Genomic DNA, 17766 nt, shown 5'->3' on the forward strand with positions numbered 1-17766 from the left:
CGCGGCGGCCGACCCCGGGCCCTGGAAGATCAGTTTCAGCGGCGACCCGGCCGCGACCGGCTCGGTCGCCGGGATCTCGCCGGCCATCGCCACGACGGCGGCCGCCACGAGGAACAGGCCCGCCGTCACGTACAGGGCGAGGTCGGCGCGGGAACCGGCGCCGAGCGTCCCGTTCGCGACGAGCGCGAGGACGGCGAACAGCAGCGCGGCGGCGGGCGCCGGGCCGTAGAGGACGCGGGTCGCGGCGCGGCGCGCGGCGGGCCGCGACTCCTCGTCCGTGACCAGGGCGGGCAGGGACGCGCGCGCCGCCGGTATCCACAGCAGGCTCAGGCACGAGACGAGGAACGCGGCGGCGAGCGTCCACGGCAGCGCGTGCACGAGCGGCACCGTCACGACGACCACCAGCCGCAGCACGTCCGCGATGATCAGCATCAGCCGGCGGTCGACGCGGGCCGCGAGCAGCCCCGCGACCGGCGGGAGCACCACCGCGGGCAGCAGCATCAGCGCCAGCGTGCCGCCGATCGCCTGCGCCTGCGCGGCGGCGCCGTCGCCGCGCGTCAGCATCGCCGCCATGGCGGTCAGCGCGGGTACGCCGATCCACTGGGCGGTGCTGGACAGCGCCAGCGCCATCCGGAGCCGCCGGAACGGCCCCATCGACGAAAGCGACGAAACGCCCGGCGGCGGTGACGCTGCGGGGTGCGGCCGGGGTGCGCCCGTTCTGGTCATGTCGGTCAGGGTATCGGCGTAGATGTCCCTATGAACCGGACTTTGCGGAGGTTCGACGGCGCGGCGCCGCCTTCTTCTTCCCGCCGCCCGCGGCGACCTTCTCCCGGCGCTCCGCGAGCAGTTCCGCGGCGCGCTGGATCGTGATCGACTCGACCTCGTCGCCCTTGCGCAGGCTGGCGTTCGTCTCGCCGTCGGTGACGTACGGGCCGAACCGGCCCTCCTTCACCACGACCGGCTCCCCGCTCGCCGGGTCCTTGCCCAGCTCGCGCAGCGGCGCGGCGGCCGCGGCCCGGCGGCCGCGCTGCTTGGGCTGCGCCAGCAGCTCCTTCGCCCGCTCCAGCGTGACCGTGAACAGCTCCTCCTCCGAGCCGAGCGACCGGCTGTCGGAGCCCCTCTTGATGTACGGGCCGAAGCGGCCGTTCTGCGCGGTCACCGGCTCGCCGTCCAGCTCGCCCAGCGTGCGCGGCAGCGACAGCAGCTTCAACGCGTCATCGAGGGTGATCGTGTCGAGCGACATCGACTTGAACAGCGACGACGTGCGCGGCTTGGCGGCCTCGGCCTTCTTCGTCCGCTTCTTGCCGTCGGCCGGCGGCGCCGGCTCGGGCAGGATCTCGGTGACGTAGGGACCGAACCGCCCCGACTTGGCGACGATCGTGTGGCCGGTCTCGGGGTCGGCGCCGAGCTCCCGGTCGCCCGACGGCTGCGCGAACAGCTCCTCGGCCTTCTCGGCGGTCAGCTCGTCCGGCGCGATGTCCTCGGGGATGTTGACGCGCTCGCCGTCCCGGTCGAGGTACGGCCCGTACCGGCCGACCCGCACCATGATGTCGGTGCCCTTGATCGGGAACGAGCTGATCCCCTTGGCGTCGATGTCGCCGATGTCGCCGACCAGCTCCTTCAGGCCCTCCTCACCGGTGTCGCCGAAGTAGAACCGGGTCAGCCAGCGGACGCGCTCGGCCTCGCCGCGGGCGATCTCGTCGAGGCCGTCCTCCATGTGGGCGGTGAAGTCGTAGTCGACCAGGTTGCCGAAGTGCTGCTCCAGCAGGTTCACCACGGCGAAGGCCAGGAACGACGGGACGAGCGCCGTGCCCTTCTTGAACACGTACTCCCGCGCCAGAATCGTTCCGATGATCGAGGCGTAGGTCGACGGACGCCCGATCTCCCGCTCCTCCAGCTCCTTGACCAGGCTGGCCTCGGTGTAGCGGGCCGGCGGGCGGGTCGAGTGGCCCTCGGCGTCCACCGCGCTCGCGGTCAGCGGGTCGCCCTCGGCCAGGTTCGGCAGCCGCCGCTCCTGGTCGTCCCGGTCCGTGGACGGGTCGTCGGCGCTCTCCACGTAGGCCTTGAGGAAACCGTGGAACGTGATCGTCTTGCCGGTCGCGCCGAACTCCGCGCGCTCGTTCCGCGTCGACGTCCCGGTGACCCGGATCGACACCGACTGGCCGACGGCGTCCTTCATCTGGGACGCGATCGTCCGCTTCCAGATCAGCTCGTACAGCCGGAACTGGTCGCCGGACAGGCCCGTCTCCGCGGGCGTGCGGAACGTGTCGCCCGCCGGGCGGATCGCCTCGTGCGCCTCCTGCGCGTTCTTCACCTTGGACGTGTAGACGCGCGGCTTGTCCGGGACGTACTCGCCGCCGAACAGCGACGCCGCCTGCCGCCGCGCCGCCGTGATCGCGGTCTCCGACAGCGTGATCGAGTCGGTTCGCATGTAGGTGATGAAGCCGTTCTCGTACAGCTTCTGCGCGACCGACATCGTGTACTTCGCGGAGAAGCTCAGCTTGCGGCTGGCCTCCTGCTGGAGCGTCGTCGTCCGGAACGGGGGGTACGGGCGGCGCGTGTACGGCTTGCGCTCGACCGACTTCACCTCGTACGGGCGGCCGCGCAGGCGCTCGGCGAGGGCCGTCGCCGCGGCCTCGTCCAGGTGCAGCGCGTCCTTCGTCTTCAGGACGCCGTCGGAACCGAAGTCGCGGCCCTGCGCGACGCGCCTGCCGTCCACGGAGACGAGCCCGGCCTTGAAGGCCGTCGGCTCCTCGTCCTTGCCGGTGTCGAGCTGGGCCGCGATGTCCCAGTAGTGGGCGGGCACGAAGGCGATCCGCTCCCGCTCCCGCTCGACGACCAGCCGCGTCGCCACCGACTGCACGCGGCCCGCCGACAGCTTCGGCATGACCTTCTTCCACAGGACGGGGCTGACCTCGTACCCGTAGAGGCGGTCCAGGATGCGGCGGGTCTCCTGCGCGTCCACCAGGCGCATGTTCAGCTGGCGCGGGTTCGCGGCGGCGCGCTGGATCGCGTCCTTGGTGATCTCGTTGAAGACCATCCGGTGCACGGGGACCTTCGGCTTCAGGACGTCCTGGAGGTGCCAGGCGATCGCCTCGCCCTCCCGGTCCTCGTCCGTCGCGAGGAAGAGCTCGTCGGCCTCGGCCAGCAGCTTCTTGAGCTTCTGCACCTGCTGGCGCTTGTCGGAGTTGACCACGTACAGCGGCTCGAACTCGTGCTCGACGTTCACGCCGAGCTTCGCCCACGGCTCGCCCTTGTACTTGGCCGGCACCTCCGAGGCGCTTCCGGGCAGGTCCCGGATATGGCCGATACTGGACTCCACGATGTAACCGCGGCCCAGGTAACCGGCGATCGTCTTCGCCTTCGCGGGCGACTCGACGATCACCAGGCGCGTCCCCGCGCCGTTGCCCCGGCCACTGCTCGCGGTGCCGTTCTTGGCTGGCACAGTCGCTCCAACCTCGCTGTCTCGGGTCCTCTGACTCAGGCTCTTCCTACCGGCTTCGTACAACGTCGCATGGCGGCGTGTTTGTGCCCGCGCCTTCCCGCCGCCGCCCTGCGATCATCGTGCCGCCCCCGCGGAGGGGCGGGATTCTCACCGCCGCACGCCCCCGACAGGATGACACGCCGCCGCGCACCGCGCGGACGGGGAGGCCACGGTACGGTGCCGCACGGCCGGTAGACCAAGTAATAATGGTCGCAATGGCGGAGTACACCTACCTCGTCCTGTCACTGCCGCGCGGTACCACCCGTGACGCCGCCCGGCGGATCATGACCGAGCACGCGGAGCACGGCGGCTGGGAACTCGATCGCTTGCGCCTGTACCCGGACGGCCGCCGTCGTATTCAACTGCGCCGCAAGGTCATCCGCGCGGTCCGCACTTTCTGACCGTTCCCAGCGGCCTGTCCGGAGCGTAGCACTGCGTACGGATTCCTTGACGTGACGTTACTGTGTCGGCCCCACGCCCGCCCCGCCGCCCGCGAACCCGGCGCCACCAGCCTGCGGACCTCGCCGTCAGCGCCCCGCGAACGCGCCGTCAGCGCCCCGCGAACGCAGCCTCCCCGTTCACATAAACACCCGCACCCGTCCACGGGCACGACTTCACCCGCTCACGGGTACGGCTTCGCCTGTTCGAGGGTATGGCTTCGCCCGCCCCGGTCCGCGCCTCCGGGACGGGCGAAGGTCTTCCGCATGCCGGCCCGAGGCCGGCTCACCCGCGGTCTGGTGGATCTAGCGGCGGCCCACCCGGATCCGCCGGCTCAGCACCAGGGCCCCGGCCGCGGCGGCCAGCACCCCCGAGACCGCCGCGAGCAGCGTCGCGCCCGTCCTGGTCCCCGGCGTGATCTTCTGCGTGGACGCGACCGGGCTCATCGGGCCGATCCGGCCGGGCACGTCCGCGATCTCGGCGGTCGCCAGGCCGCGGACGTCGACCGGCACGATCGGCTTCACGGGCAGCGAGCCCGTGCCCGGCGCCGCCTCGGCCGGCCGGACGCGCTCGGCCCTGGCCTTCACCGGCGCACTCTTCCCGGCCAGGCCCTGGGCCTGGGGAAGCACCTTCGCCGCGGGGAGAACCTGCGACGCGCCGTTCACGTTCGGCAGGACGCCCACCTTCGGCAGGCCGGGCACCTGCGGCAGGCCGGTGCCGGTCGGCAGGCCCTTCGACCTGGACATCGCGCCCCGGGCCGGCTGGTCCTGGAGGACGGTTCCCACCAGGGAGGCGCCCTTGGGCAGCTCGACCGGGCTCAGCTTCGACGCGGTGTCGGTCAGCGACCGCGGGCCTCCCAGCACGGGAAGGCCGCCGTCGACCGGCGCACCGGCCGCCGCACTGCGGCCGTTCACCTTGGGGAGCCCGGCGCCGCCCGGCAGGGCCTGCGTGTCCAGGAGCGAGACGGCCGCCGGTGCGCCGTCACCGTCGAGCGCGGTGCGCTGGTTCCGCCCCGCGGACCCGGTCGGCAGGCCGTCGACCAGGCCGGATCCGCCGCTCAGGACGGGGGCGCCGTCGAGGCCGCCGACCGCGGGCGGGTCGATCTTCGAACCGGGACGGGGCGCGGTGCCGGTCGTCCGGGAGTAGGGCTCGTACCCGCCGTTGCCGGGCTCGTCGCACACCGCGGAGGCCATGCCGACCGCGGCGGCGGCGTTGCCGCACACCTCCGCGGGGGCCTGGACCGGCGCGTTCGCCTGGTTCCCCGAGCCGGTGCCCTGGTCGCCGGAGGTCTTCGACCCCGAGCCGTGCGGGCCTTTGACGAGGCTCTGGCCGTTGCACGCCGCCGCCGCGCCGCCGACGACGGCCGCCGCGTTGCCGCAGACCTCGGCGGGAACGGAGACCGGGGCGTTGCCCTGGTTTCCGGACAGGATCCCCCGCGCCCCGGAGGTCTGCTGGTCGCCCCCGGACCCGCTGCGCACGTGGGCGCCGCCCTCGCAGAGCGCGCCGGCCTCCCCGACGAGGGCCGCGGCGTTGCCGCACGCCGTCACCGGAATGCTGATCGGGGCGTTGCCCTGGTTTCCGGAGAGGATCCCGCGCACACCGGAGGTGGTCTGCCGCCCCGTCCGGTGGCCGCCGTTGCGGACGGAGGCGCCGCCCTCGCACGCCGCCACCGCGTTGCCGACCGCGTTGCCGCAGGCGTCCACGGGCACGCTGATCGGGACGTCGGCCTGGTTGCCGCCGCCGACGCCGCGGACGCCGGACGTCTGCTGCTTCGACCCGGTGTTCCCGCCGCTCTTGACCTTCGAGCCTCCCTCGCAGCCCGCGAGCGCCTTCCCGACCACGGCGACGCCGTTGCCGCACGCGTTGACGGGCGCGGAGACCGGGGCCTTGACCTGGTTGCCGCTCAGGACGCCGTCCGTCCCGTCCGTGGTCTGGCCGCCCTTGCCGCTGCCCTTGACCTTGGCGCCGCCCTCGCAGCCGGCCTGGGATCCGCCGACGACCGCGACGGCGTTGCCGCAGGCGTTCACCGGAAGGGAGATCGGGGCGTTGACCTGGTTGCCGGACGCGACGCCGCGCTTGCCGGACGTCCGCTGGCCGCCGCCGCTGCCGCCCTGCTCGACCTTGGCGCCGCCGCGGGACGACGCCCGGCTGCCGCCCACCAGCGAGGCGGCGTTGCCGCTCACGTCGACGGGCGCGGAGATCGGCGCGTTGACCTGGTTGCCGCTCAGGACGCCGCCGTTTCCGGACGTGACGTCGGCGAAGGCGTTGACGGGGATGGCGCTGACGCCGAGGGCGACGAAGCCCGCGGTCAGCACGGCACGCGAGGTGCCCTTTGCCCACGTTCGCATGATGCTCCTAGGGGAGAGTTGGTGAAGAAGAGACAGGTGTGTCTCGGGGGAAGGCCGCGCATGAGCGCACGGCGGAAGACCGGATCGGCGCGCCCGAGCCGCACGGGCACGCGTCCGGAGACTGGGGTCGGAACTAGTCGGGCGCGAAGGAGGGCTCGTCCGCGGCGGTGCGGACGGCCGGTGGCACGGCGCCGAAGACAGGGCGCAGTGAGGCCCGGCGAGGTGCGGGGGCCGGAGTCCCGGCAGCCGGGAACCCGGCGGCGACGCCGGACGCGATGACGCCGCCGGTCACCGAATGCGTGCCCGGCTTCTCGGGCACTGGGCTCGGTGCGGGATGGTGCCGGACGGCGACATGGCGGGCCGCGTGGCCGGCGCCGGGTCGCGTCCGGGAAAGGCTGGAAACAGCGGGCGCGGACGGCTTGCGGTGCGTCTCGGGCGCGGCGGCGACCTCGGTCACGACCGGCCTGGGCTCCCGCTCGGCCGGCGGCTCGACCCGAACCTCCGGCCGAGGCGGCGGCACGTCGTGCGCGGCCTTCTCTTCACGCGGCTCCGGCGCCACCACGCCCACGATCTCGACCGGGGCGGCGACGCCGGGCGCCTCCCGCACCGGCCGGCGCTCGCGGACGGTCTGGACCGCGTCGCCCAGCAGGGGCGTCTTCTCGACGACCCCCGTCACGGGCGCGGGCGGCGGCTCGTCGGCGTGCGCGACCTGCGCCGCGCACCCGAGGAGCCAGCCGGCGATCAGCAGCCCGCCGAGGACCAGCAGGCGCCGCACGGAACGCCCGGCGGCGGCACGGCGCAGCAGGGCGGATACCGCCCCGACCCGCACCGCGCCACCTGCCACCGGACACCCTCCGCTGCGACCGATCCGTCCTCAACGAATGGTGACGATAGCACCACGGAAAGCTCTGGTGATGGCAAATTCAGGAGCGATCAAGGAATGTGTCGAGAACCCTGACGCCGAAGCGCAGACCGTCCACGGGAACGCGCTCGTCGACCCCATGGAACATTCCGGAAAAGTCCAATTCTGGGGGCAATTTCAGCGGCGCGAAACCGAAGCACCGCATGCCCAGGGTGGAGAACGCCTTGGCGTCCGTCCCGCCGCTCAGGCAGTACGGCACCGGCAGCGCGCCCGCGTCCTCCGAGGTCAGCGCCGCCTCCATCGCCGCGACGAGCGCGCCCTCGTAGTCCGTCTCGACCGCGCGGTCATGGTGGACGAAATCCCGCTTAACGTCCGGACCGAGGAGTTCGTCCACTACAGCGAAGAATTCCGTCTCGTGCCCGGGAAGGAATCGTCCGTCCACCTGGGCGGTGGCGGTCTGCGGGATCACATTCGACTTGTAACCGGCATCCAGACGCGTCGGGTTGAGTGTGTTCCGCAGCGTCGCGCCGATCATTCGCGCGAGCGGCCCGATCTTTTCAAGGCACTTTTCCGGATTTTCCGGATCGAACTCGACACCGTACGCCATGCAGGCCCGCTCCAGGAACGCCCGCACCGACTTCGTCAGCCGCACCGGGAACTCGTGCGCCCCCAGCCGCGCGACCGCCGCCGCCAGCGCCGTGACCGCGTTGTCGGGATGCACCATCGACCCGTGGCCGGCCGTCCCCGTGGCGGTCAGGTTCATCCACGCGATGCCCTTCTCCGCCGTCTCGATGAGGTACATCCGCCGGTCCCCGGGCACCGTCAGGCTGAACCCGCCGACCTCCCCCACGGCCTCGGTGCACCCCTCGAACAACTCGGGATGCTCCCGCACCAGCCAGTGCGCGCCCCACTTCCCCCCGGCCTCCTCGTCGGCCAGGAAGGCGAGCACCACGTCCCGCGGCGGCCTGCGCCCCTCCCGCAGGCGCTGCCGCGCCACCGCGAGGATCATCGCGTCCATGTCCTTCATGTCCACGGCCCCGCGCCCCCAGACGCACCCGTCGGCGATCTCCCCGCCGAACGGGTCGCGCGTCCAGTCCTCCTTGCGCGCCGGCACCACGTCGAGATGCCCGTGCAGGAGCAGGGCGTCCCGCCCCGGATCCTCCCCCTCGATCCGCGCGACCAGGCTGGCCCGCCCCGGATGCGACTCGAAGATCCGGGTCTCCAGCCCGACCTCCTCCAGCTTCTCCGCGACGTACTCCGCCGCCGCCCGTTCCCCCGGGCCCGAGTGGTCGCCCGGGTTGCTGGTGTCGATCCGGATCAGCTCCTGGCAGAGCCGGACGACCTCGTCCTCGGCGGTCGGCTGCCGCACCACAATGATCACCTCGCGTCGCTCGCGTACCGTCCCATGGTGCCCCGCCGATCGACTTCGCCGCGACTCGCCACCTTTGGTATGGTGAACTCCGCCGCCGCAGCCCCGCTGCGGCCTGCGACCGGTCCGGGTGGCGGAATAGGCAGACGCGCTAGCTTGAGGTGCTAGTGCCCTTTACGGGGCATGGGGGTTCAAGTCCCCCCTCGGACACAGATCATTAACACTAGTGGAAGCCAGGGCCACCCTGGCTTCCACTAGTTGATTCTGCGGGTAGCACACCACCCCCTGCCCCAGCTCCGCGTAAGATCGGCCTTGTCGTCCGGGCAGGCGTGGACGCCCGCGTGAGCGAGTTCCCGATCTGGTGCAGCAGCTCCGCCAGCCCCTCACTGGTGACCGCTTGTTCTGCGGGAACGCCGCGTAGCTCACCCTCCAGCCGAGCGCGTTCCTGCTCGGTCTCGTTGAGCCATTCCGCGACCTGCACGGCGTCGGCGCCCGCGTTGAGCGCGGCACGGTACTGGTTGAGGCGCTGGTCGCAGGTGGCAAGCTGCTTGCGGAGTCCGGCAGCGGCCGCGTTCTCGGTGCCGCGCGCCTGCGCGGTCATCGCCTCGATCGCGGGCCCGATGCGGCTCGGCGAAAACGCTGTGACGAGCCAGGTGTCGATGCCCTTGATGATCTCGGCCTCGCGGAGGTAGACGACCTTGGGGTGGACGACCTTGTTGGCGAGCGCGTACTCGGTCGGAAAGCGGCATCGGTAGTAGGCCTGTCGTTGTTCCAGTTGCCCTGGCTCTTCCGTTCGCAGTACCCACAAGACACCCCCCAGGAAGGCGTATGGACGTGGGGTCCGGTGCGGCTTGTGCGTCGCAGGGCCACGTCCGCGTGAGGCGAGGATGACCTGGGCGCCTTCGAGATCCTCGACCGAGATGAACGTTTCATGGGCCCGCTGTTCGGAACCAGACCCACTGGTCTCGGTCGTTCCAGCGCAGCCTGGCGGTGTGGCGAGGGCGACATCCTCGACGTCGAGCAGGATCTCGTCCTTGCGCTGCTTGTTCCAGACCTGACGACCTGTATAGCGCGGATAGTGATGATGACTCCCCCAGCCGACTCCGAGCAGGCGTAGAGACGTACCACCCTCCCGACTGGCTCGGCGCCCCCTCCTGAGTCGCGCTTCACTAGGTGAACGGTTACGAGGGGCGACGTTTCTTGCAGTTACTCGTCGTGACCAAAAGAAGCTAGAGGTACTTAGCCAACCAGTTTCGTCGAGGACACCAAAACGATCTTTTGGATGCGGTACCGTCTGCGCCGGTAAGGTCGAGATTCGCGTACTTCACCCTGAGAAGGCCACGAGTCTGTGTTGCAATCCCAGTTAGGCACATGATGTCGCGAACGAACAGAAGGGCGAGGCGTCGCCGAAGGCAACGTCAACGCAGCGGTCCGGCGCCGCAGCGATCGCAGAACTCCAATGAGGAGCAGTCCCCCTCCGACGGGCGCGATGCGTCACGCGAGAAAGGATGGATTAGACGGCATGCGTCGGAAATCGCAATCGCACTGGGATCGACTGTCGCCGGGGTACTGATCGGCTGGGCTATCTTACCTTCCCAGGAAATACGCGCCGATCGTTCTGTGCAGGCTGACCAGACAGCACGCTCACAGGCTGGGGAGCCCCTTCGGGCAGAAGCCGGTTACGCTTTTGTACCTCAGGATGGAGTGGTATTCGCCACTGCCACCCCCCTTTCCGCGCAAGAAAAGACCCAGGTGACACTTCCCGAGACGACCCTGCAAGCTATCAGCAATATCCTGGCGCCACATTCTGGCCTACGGATGGCCTACCCTCTTCAACTCAATCGCACCAATGGCCGGATGCTAACGAGGTTAAGAGTAGATCTTGAAGGGAGGCGAGAGAACTCTCTTCTCATTAAAGAGATCAAAGCAAGGATCATTAGACGCGCCCCACCATTGGCAGGCGCCTTCGTCAACGGTCCTCCCCAGGGAGATGGAGACGTCGTTCAACTTGGATTCGACCTGGACTCGTCCGATCTCAGTGCGCGAGAAACAACCGTCCAAGGAGAATTTCGCGGACGCTACATCGACTCCAAGTTCATCACTCTCCAGCGAGGAGAACAGATTCCGATAAATGTGGTCGCAGCTACCGCGAAATACTATTGCGAGTGGGTGATCGAGGTTACTGTATGGACCAACGGTCGCGATCAGAAGATGACCATCGATGATGACGGTCGCCCCTTTCGGTCCACCGCGCTAGCGAATCGCTACCGGCAGGAATTCTGGTTTCAGGCAAGCCGGTTCATAGAAATCCCACCAAAGAACCGGGTTGGCCAAAGATAGTGTTTCACCCAAAGCGCAGCCTACTGATCGCCGTTAGCGCAATCACCCTGGGTGCGGGTGTAAGTTATTCCATCAGGCTCACTACTCAGGTCAATCGCCAGGGCCCCTCAGACAAAAGAGCCGCTCAGGGCAGTCCACACGGCCTGGGCGCAAACCCGGGCATCACCACGGTTAGCGTAACCGCCGGCACAGTGCCACCTCCCGATGAACCATGGGAGCTTGGACTTTCACAGCCGCTGGCCACCACCTCACCACCTTCTGGCATGGATTGCGTCGGCCTCTACGGATGGGCGCGCACACAAGGCGCCCTCAATGTCCAGCATGCTTATTACGTTATTGAAATTAAGACTAGTCGTCGAATGGTCATTCGACCAAACACCATAGAAGGGCGGAACGTGCAAATAATGGCAACTCAGAGTGCTCGTTTTGACATTTCCTGCGAACTCAAGGGTTGGCACCCCCCAACCTCTTATCCTCGGCAGAGGAATATACTTGAACTTAATGACGCCAATGAGTCATTTATCATCTTCAAGAACAGTCGACGCCTCGTCAGTCCAGAGTCCCCAGGACGCTGGGAGTTTGAGGTGATTGCATGGGGGTCAAGCGATGTTCGCTATACACTTGATCTAAACTATGAACGCGATGGGGTGCCGTATCGAATCAGTCTTAGCGATAACGGCAAGCCCTATATGTTGGCTGCACGTAGTGACGGTGCCGGCTACGCTCCCCCAGCGTACGTGTTCGCACGCACCCCTTACCCCCACTTTGCATATCGACCAGCTTTGTGTGGAAATAAGCCCTGCTCGTGAATCCGGCGGAACCTACCTCGCTCGCAGATCAGACCCCAGTCACTCAAGTCTTCCGATTCCAAAATTTCAGGCGGCTTAAGAGCGGAATGTCCAGCCCGGTACATGCAATTGGCGGCTATAAGCCGATGAAGGTGCTCTGAGCGGGTCTTGGCCTAGCAACATAAGCTTTCAAGAGCCGAGTCTCCCCGAAGCTGATCACGCTTACCCGGGAGGCCGCCCGTCCCGTCACCGGCGTTGCCTGGCCCGCCCCCACCGCGTCGCCTCCCGGCTCAGGGGCGGGGAATCCCGCCTCGTCACGGGGTCTGGCCTCTCGGCCTGCTGACACCGGCGTACGCACCAGCACCGCCGGACGAGCCTCGGGTGCCGCCCAGGCGAGTGCGCACCCTGAGCGCGCCGAGCAGGTCCGCGCGATCCTGCCACCGATGCCTCAGGCCAACGCCTGCTTCACCAGCGCGAGGATCCGCGCCTCCACCTCGGCCGTCACTTCGGTCAGGGCGAAACCGGCCGCGCTCGTCCGGCTTCGCCTGGTCGCTGAACCCGAGCGTCACGCAGTAGCGGCAGTGATGACGGCATGGACCCGCTCGGCCATGACCCGGTCCGAGTCCCCATCTCGGCGATCTTCGCGAGCACGTCCCGCTGCGCCACCGGCGCCGGGTTTCCCGCTGCGGCCGCGGGCGGACTCGTGTCCTTCCAGGGCCCATCCGCCTGCGACCGGCCTATGCGGATGGAGTGGGTCCGCCGGCCCGATAGAAGTTGAGGAACATGGCCACGCCGTCGGTGATGAGCTGGTCGGTGGTGGCCGGGTCGATGGTGTCGCCGTAGGTGCTGTGAGCGAAGTGCGGATACAGCACCAGTGAGTACAGCTGAGTGATCGCGAGTTCGATGTTCGCGATGGCCAGGACACCGCGGTCGACCTCGCGTTGCAGGACCACCGCCATGATCGAGCGGAAGCGTCCCGGGCCGTTGACCCTCCATGCCCGGCCCAGTTCGGGGAAGCGGCGGAGCTCGGCGCCGACCAAGGTGCGGAGCGCCAGGAATTCGGGTGTGGCCATGCCGCGGATCCACGCCCGCGCCGTCTCGACCAGAGCCCCCTCCAGGTCGTCGCCGCCGTACAGACATTCCTCGGTGCGGGTCTGCGCCTCGGCGAGCGCGTCTTCCAGCGCGTCGCCGATCACCGCGGTGAACAGGTCTTCCTTGCGGCCGTAGTGGTTGTAGACGGTGACCTTGGAGACGCCGGCCTCGGCCGCGATCTGCTCCATGCCCACGCCGAAGCCCTCGCGCAGGAAGACGCGGCGGGCCGTCTGCACGATCGCGGCCCGTTTGCGTTCTGCCCGCTCGCCGCTGGGTGGTCTGCGTTCTGTGCTCACGACGGGCATCCTACCTGAACTGAACAGTCGAGTTCATATGAACTGGCCTGTACAGTTCACTTCGCCGGCCCCGGGCGATTCCGAAAGGAAGGCGGTGACGGCCGGTGCCCGGCGTCCGTCGAAGCCGGACACGGCGCGGCACGGCCCGGACCGTTCGAGTGGATCCCCCGACCGGGACGGCCCCGACTCTGATTCGTTCGCCTCGGTCCATCTCGCGGGCCGACTCCCCCTAGGGACACACCATGAATGCAATCTCAACTCCCCTATCCGAGGACGTCGTGCGGTTCGATGCCGTGCGCAAGGTCTACGGCAGATCAACGAACACCGTGACCGCTCTCGACGACGTGAGCATCGGTTTGCAGCGGGCCACCTTCACGGCGGTGATGGGCCCTTCCGGCTCGGGAAAGAGCACCTTCCTGCAGTGCGCGGCCGGGCTCGACAGGCCGACGTCGGGGACCGTCCGGCTCGACGGTGTGGATCTGTCGACGCTCGGAGAGCGGGCGTTGACCCGGCTCCGCCGCCAGCGGGTCGGCTTCGTCTTCCAGTCGTTCAACCTGCTTCCCCCGTTGAACGTGGTGGACAACGTCACGCTGCCGCTCCGGCTGGCAGGGCACAGACCCAAGAAAGCCGAGGTGGAAGATGTGATCGAGCGGGTCGGCCTGGCCGATCGCCGCGCGAGCAGGCCCGGTGAGCTGTCGGGCGGGCAGCAGCAGCGCGTCGCCATCGCGCGAGCCCTGATCACCCGGCCGGCGGTGGTCTTCGGTGACGAGCCGACCGGCGCGCTGGACACCCGTACGGCGCGTGAGGTTCTGGTGCTGTTGCGGGAGGCCGTCCAGAAGGCGGAACAGACGGTGGTGATGGTCACCCACGACCCGGTGGCCGCCGCGCACGCCGACCGTGTGCTGTTCCTGTCCGACGGCCGGATCGCGGGCTCGCTGGACCGGCCCACGGTCGAGGAGGTCGGCGCGCGCATGACCCGCCTCGGCGCGCGGGCCGGCGAGCCGGTCGCGCAGGGCGGTGCCCGGTGATCCGGATCGCGCTCCGCACCCTGCGCTTCCACAAGGCCGGTCTCCTCGCGTCGTTCATCGCGATGTTCCTGGGCGCGGCGATTGTGATGGGCTGCGGCGGGTTGCTGGAGACCGGCGTGCACAGCGCGGCGCCGCCTCAGCGGCTGACGGCCGCGCCGATCGTGGTCACCGGCGATCAGCGGTACCACGGCACGGCGGCCGACGAGGTCTTCCCCGAGCGGGTCCACCTGGACGCGCGGCTGGCCGGCGAGCTCGCGGCGGTCCCCGGCGTCGCCGCCGTCGCGCCGGACGTGTCGTTCCAGAGCTCGTTGTCGCGGGGGCCCCGGGCCGGTGTGCCGGTGACCGGCCACGGCTGGTCGTCGGCCCGGCTCGCGCAGTACAAGATCGAGACGGGGGTGCCGCCCTCCGGACCAGGTCAGGTCGTGGTGGACACGCGCCTGGCCGAGCGGGCCGGGCTGCGGCCCGGCGGGCAGGTCGAACTGGTCGTGCGCGGCGCCGCCGAACGGTACGAGATCTCGGGGCTGGTGACCGGTGACGGGAGCGTGTTCGTCTCCGATGCCGGGGCCGCCGCGGCGGCGGGCCGTCCCGGCATGGTCGGCGCCATCGGTGTGTTCGTCGCCGCGGGAGCCGACGTCGGGCAAGTCCGGAAAGCCGTGGAGAAGTCCGTCGCGGGCCGGCAGATCTCGGTGCTGACCGGTGACGAACGCGGCCGGGCCGAGGACCCGGGTGTCGTCACCGACGGCGACGACCTGGTGGCGCTCGCGGCCGCGTTCGGCGGCCTGTCGGCCATGGTCACCGTGTTCATCATCGCCGCCACCCTGGGCCTGTCGATCCAGCAGCGGCAGCGGGAGATGGCCCTGCTCCGCGCGATCGGCACCACCCCGGGCCAGCTGCGCCGGCTGATCCTCGGCGAGACGATACTCCTGGCCGTGGTCGCCACCGCGCTGGCCGGGCCGGCCGGCCCCTACGTGGGCAGGTGGCTGCTCGATGCCTTCGCCGGCGCCGGCGTGGTGCCGGACACGATCGTGTACCGCGCCGGCAGCGGCCCGCTGATCGTCGGGGTGGCGGCCGCGTTGCTCGTCGCGCTCGGCGCCGCGTTCATCGCGGCCCACGGCGCGGCGCGCACCCGACCGACCGAGGCGCTGGCCGAGGCCTCCCTGGGGCGGCGCCGGTTCAGCCGTGTCCGCCTCGGGCTCGCCGTCCTCTTCCTCAGCGGCGGCGCCGCACTCGCGGTGGGCACCGCGGGCGCGGACGGACCGGATGCGGCCGGGGTCGCGACCCCGGCGGCGATGGTGTGGACGGCCGGGTTCGGGCTGCTCGGCCCCGTTCTCGTCAGGGCCGTCACAGCGATGATGCACCGGCCGATGCGCGCGGTGTCCGGGAACGCCGGCCGTCTCGCCACCGCCAACGTCAGGGCGCGCATCACCCGGCTCACCAGTGCGGTGCTACCGGTCATGCTCGCCACCGGGTTGGCCCTTGCCCTCACCTACATGCAGACCACTCAGTCCAGCGGATCGGACAAGGCGTTCGAGGAGCACCTGCGGGCCGACCTCGCGGTCACCTCGGAGTCCGGCCTGCCGCTGGACCTGGTCGACACGGTCAAGGCCCAGCCGGGAGTCGCGGCCGCCACCGCCCAGGTCACCAGCCTCGGCTTCATCGAGCCCGAAGGACTGGCAGGTCCGGTCGTGGCCGAGGGGGATGGGGGCGAGAACGCGCCAGACGTCCCCGCCATGTCGCTGCTGGGCGTCACCCCCGAAGGGATCGCCCAGACGACCGCGTACCGCGCGGCCAGCGGCAGCCTGGACGCGCTGCACGGCGACACCGTCGCCCTGCCGACCCGGTACGCCGGCGGCCGCAAGCTCGGCGACCCGGTACCGATGCGGCTCGGCGACGGCACGCGGGTCGAGCTGAAACTCGTCGCCACCGTGAACGGCAGGCGTGGCTACGAGACCGCGTTGCTGCCCGCGTCGGTCCTCATCGGGCACACCGACTCCGGCCTCGTACCACAGATCATGGTGAGCACCCGGCTCGGAACGGACCGGGCCAAGCTGGCGGCGACGCTGTCCGCGCTGGCCGAACAGCACCCCGGACTCCGGGTCGCGGACCGCGATGCGCTCTCTCTCGCCCGGCAGGACCAGGACAACACCCAGGCGTGGATGGCCTATCTGGTGCTCGCCGTCGTCGTCGGCTACGCAGCGATCGCCCTCGTCAACTTCCAGGTCCTCGCGGCCGTCGAAAGACGGCGCGACTTCTCCCTGCTGCGGCTCGTCGGCGCCACCCGCCGGCAGGTCATGCAGATGATGGCGATCGAGGCCGTCCTGGTCTGCGCCGCGGGCGTCGTCCTCGGAGCGCTGATCGCGGCGACGACGCTGATGCCGCTCAGCCTGAGCGTGCTGGGATCGGTGACCCCGGCGGGACCCTGGTGGAGCGCCGCGGCGGTCGCCGGGGGCGCCCTCGCGCTCGTCCTGGCCGCCACGCTCCTGCCCACCTTGGCCCTGTTGCGCCACCGACCCGGCAACGCGGTGGTCGGCATCCACGAGTAGCCGACGCGTCACAGGCAACGGGCTTCCGGCCAGCAGCCACGATGGAGGCCCCAGGGAAGGGTCAGGTCAGCCACCGCGGACTGCCCTGCCCCTCCCTGGAGCCCTCACCCGGGGCAGACCGCAAGGGTCGAGGTCGGGCGCGGTTCCGTCTCGGGCATGGAAGGTGCGGCGATAGGCCGCAGGCGAGATGCCGATGATCGCGCGGAAGTGCTGCCGGAGGGAGGACGAGGCACCGAACCCGCTCTGTTCGGCGACGTGGTCGATCGGGAGGTCACTGCCCTCCAGCAGTTGACGGGCTCGTTCCACTCGTTGCCTGATGAGCCACTGGCCTGGTGTCATCCCGACCTCGTCGCGGAACCGGCGCGTGAAGGTGCGCACGCTCGTCCGCGCGTGGGCGGCGAGTTCGGCCAGCGTCACCGGCCGGTCCAGGTGCTTCAGCGCCCAGGCCCGAGTGTCGGCCGTTGTCGCTTGCGACGGTTCGGGGATGGGCCGTTCGATGTACTGCGCCTGGCCGCCGTCGCGCCACGGAGGTACGACGCAACCGCGGGCCACGCGATTCGCGACTTCGCTGCCGTGGTCCAGCCGGACCAGATGCAGGCACAGGTCCACTCCGGCGGCGGCACCCGCAGAGGTGAACACATCGCCGTCATCGACGAACAGGACGCCAGGATCGACCCTGACAAGGGGGAACATACCCTGGAAGTGCTCGGCCTCCCGCCAATGCGTCGTGGCCGGACGGTCGTCCAGCAGTCCCGCCGCGGCCAGGACGTACGACGCTGTACAGATCGACACAATACGGGCGCCTGGTCGGATATAAGACAACGCCTTGGCCGTGGGCTCGGGCAGGCGGCCATGCTCGCGCACCGGCCCGAGGGCGTTGGAAGGTGGGATCACCACCGTATCGGCGCCGCCCACCGCCTCGGCGCCGCACTCGACGCCGATGGTGAATCCCGCACTGCTGGTCACCGGTCGACCGTCGACCGTACACGTGATGACCTCGTACAGCGGTTCGCCATCGGCCCCCACGGCGTCGCCGAAGATCCTCGATGGAATGCCCAACTCGAACGGAATGACGCCGTCGAGTGCGAGGACGGCCACACGATGCATGGCCAGATCCTGGCACAAGGTGACCTTCAGGCCAATGGTGGCCGTCCGCCGACACAGACAGTCTGGGCGTC

Annotated in this window: 11 protein-coding genes, 1 tRNA gene and 1 pseudogene; 5 read left to right on the plus strand and 8 right to left on the minus strand. The window is 69.9% G+C overall.

What is annotated here, in order from left to right; genetic code table 11:
• A pseudogene (locus AB0K37_RS24590) lies at positions 1 to 654 on the minus strand (dTMP kinase); the annotation flags it as partial.
• 100 nt (positions 655 to 754) lie between these two features.
• Positions 755 to 3445, minus strand: a complete 2691-nt coding sequence (gene topA, locus AB0K37_RS24595; protein WP_363984867.1) for a type I DNA topoisomerase — start codon at positions 3443 to 3445, stop codon at positions 755 to 757.
• A 254-nt stretch (positions 3446 to 3699) separates the two neighbouring features.
• Here topA and AB0K37_RS24600 point away from each other — a divergent pair, with 254 nt between their 5' ends.
• On the plus strand, positions 3700 to 3885 hold the full coding sequence (locus AB0K37_RS24600) for a DUF5703 family protein (RefSeq protein WP_179845705.1): 186 nt from the start codon (positions 3700 to 3702) through the stop codon (positions 3883 to 3885).
• Positions 3886 to 4227: 342 nt separating this feature from the next.
• Here AB0K37_RS24600 and AB0K37_RS24605 read toward each other — a convergent pair whose 3' ends face one another.
• The 3 genes from AB0K37_RS24605 to AB0K37_RS24615 all read right to left on the minus strand — a co-directional run bounded on the left by AB0K37_RS24605 (position 4228) and on the right by AB0K37_RS24615 (position 8504).
• Positions 4228 to 6270 carry a chaplin family protein gene (locus tag AB0K37_RS24605; RefSeq protein ID WP_363984870.1) on the minus strand — a complete coding sequence of 681 codons (2043 nt, stop codon included), beginning with the start codon at positions 6268 to 6270 and terminating at the stop codon, positions 4228 to 4230.
• A 133-nt stretch (positions 6271 to 6403) separates the two neighbouring features.
• Entirely contained in the window at positions 6404 to 7114 is a 711-nt protein-coding gene (locus AB0K37_RS24610; RefSeq protein ID WP_363984872.1) for a hypothetical protein, read from the minus strand.
• A 79-nt stretch (positions 7115 to 7193) separates the two neighbouring features.
• On the minus strand, positions 7194 to 8504 hold the full coding sequence (locus tag AB0K37_RS24615) for a M20/M25/M40 family metallo-hydrolase (RefSeq protein ID WP_363984899.1): 1311 nt from the start codon (positions 8502 to 8504) through the stop codon (positions 7194 to 7196).
• 121 nt (positions 8505 to 8625) lie between these two features.
• On the opposite strand from AB0K37_RS24615, the gene AB0K37_RS24620 reads away from it, so the two are divergent.
• Positions 8626 to 8711: transfer RNA gene (locus AB0K37_RS24620), tRNA-Leu, on the plus strand.
• Positions 8712 to 8724: 13 nt separating this feature from the next.
• Here the strand turns inward: AB0K37_RS24620 and AB0K37_RS24625 are convergent.
• Positions 8725 to 9309, minus strand: coding sequence for a hypothetical protein (locus AB0K37_RS24625; protein ID WP_363984874.1), 585 nt, complete (start codon positions 9307 to 9309; stop codon positions 8725 to 8727).
• An 896-nt stretch (positions 9310 to 10205) separates the two neighbouring features.
• Between AB0K37_RS24625 and AB0K37_RS24630 the strand changes: the two genes are divergently transcribed.
• On the plus strand, positions 10206 to 10841 hold the full coding sequence (locus tag AB0K37_RS24630) for a hypothetical protein (protein WP_363984876.1): 636 nt from the start codon (positions 10206 to 10208) through the stop codon (positions 10839 to 10841).
• Positions 10842 to 12366: 1525 nt separating this feature from the next.
• Here AB0K37_RS24630 and AB0K37_RS24635 read toward each other — a convergent pair.
• Positions 12367 to 13017, minus strand: coding sequence for a TetR/AcrR family transcriptional regulator (locus AB0K37_RS24635; RefSeq protein WP_363984878.1), 651 nt, complete (start codon positions 13015 to 13017; stop codon positions 12367 to 12369).
• 242 nt (positions 13018 to 13259) lie between these two features.
• On the opposite strand from AB0K37_RS24635, the gene AB0K37_RS24640 reads away from it, so the two are divergent.
• Together AB0K37_RS24640 and AB0K37_RS24645 are read left to right on the plus strand one after the other, a co-directional pair.
• Positions 13260 to 14045 carry an ABC transporter ATP-binding protein gene (locus AB0K37_RS24640; protein ID WP_363984880.1) on the plus strand — a complete coding sequence of 262 codons (786 nt, stop codon included), beginning with the start codon at positions 13260 to 13262 and terminating at the stop codon, positions 14043 to 14045.
• Positions 14042 to 16588, plus strand: coding sequence for an ABC transporter permease (locus tag AB0K37_RS24645; RefSeq protein ID WP_363984882.1), 2547 nt, complete (start codon positions 14042 to 14044; stop codon positions 16586 to 16588). The genes AB0K37_RS24640 and AB0K37_RS24645 overlap by 4 nt, the downstream gene beginning before the upstream one ends.
• A 66-nt stretch (positions 16589 to 16654) precedes the next feature.
• On the opposite strand, the gene AB0K37_RS24650 is transcribed toward AB0K37_RS24645, so the two are convergent.
• Positions 16655 to 17695, minus strand: a complete 1041-nt coding sequence (locus tag AB0K37_RS24650) for a helix-turn-helix domain-containing protein (protein WP_363984901.1) — start codon at positions 17693 to 17695, stop codon at positions 16655 to 16657.
• Positions 17696 to 17766: the final 71 nt, after the last annotated feature.

The organism is Actinomadura sp. NPDC049753 (assembly GCF_040674655.1).
In the GTDB taxonomy this organism is placed as follows: Bacteria; Actinomycetota; Actinomycetes; order Streptosporangiales; family Streptosporangiaceae; genus Spirillospora; species Spirillospora verrucosospora.

Excerpts from the sequence above, each read along its gene's own strand:
- AB0K37_RS24600 (WP_179845705.1), top strand. The coding sequence starts at position 3,700 with ATGGCGGAGTACACCTACCTCGTCCTGTCACTGCCGCGCGGTACCACC.
- AB0K37_RS24605 (WP_363984870.1), bottom strand. The coding sequence starts at position 6,270 with ATGCGAACGTGGGCAAAGGGCACCTCGCGTGCCGTGCTGACCGCGGGC.
- AB0K37_RS24640 (WP_363984880.1), top strand. The coding sequence starts at position 13,260 with ATGAATGCAATCTCAACTCCCCTATCCGAGGACGTCGTGCGGTTCGAT.
- AB0K37_RS24650 (WP_363984901.1), bottom strand. The coding sequence starts at position 17,695 with ATGCATCGTGTGGCCGTCCTCGCACTCGACGGCGTCATTCCGTTCGAG.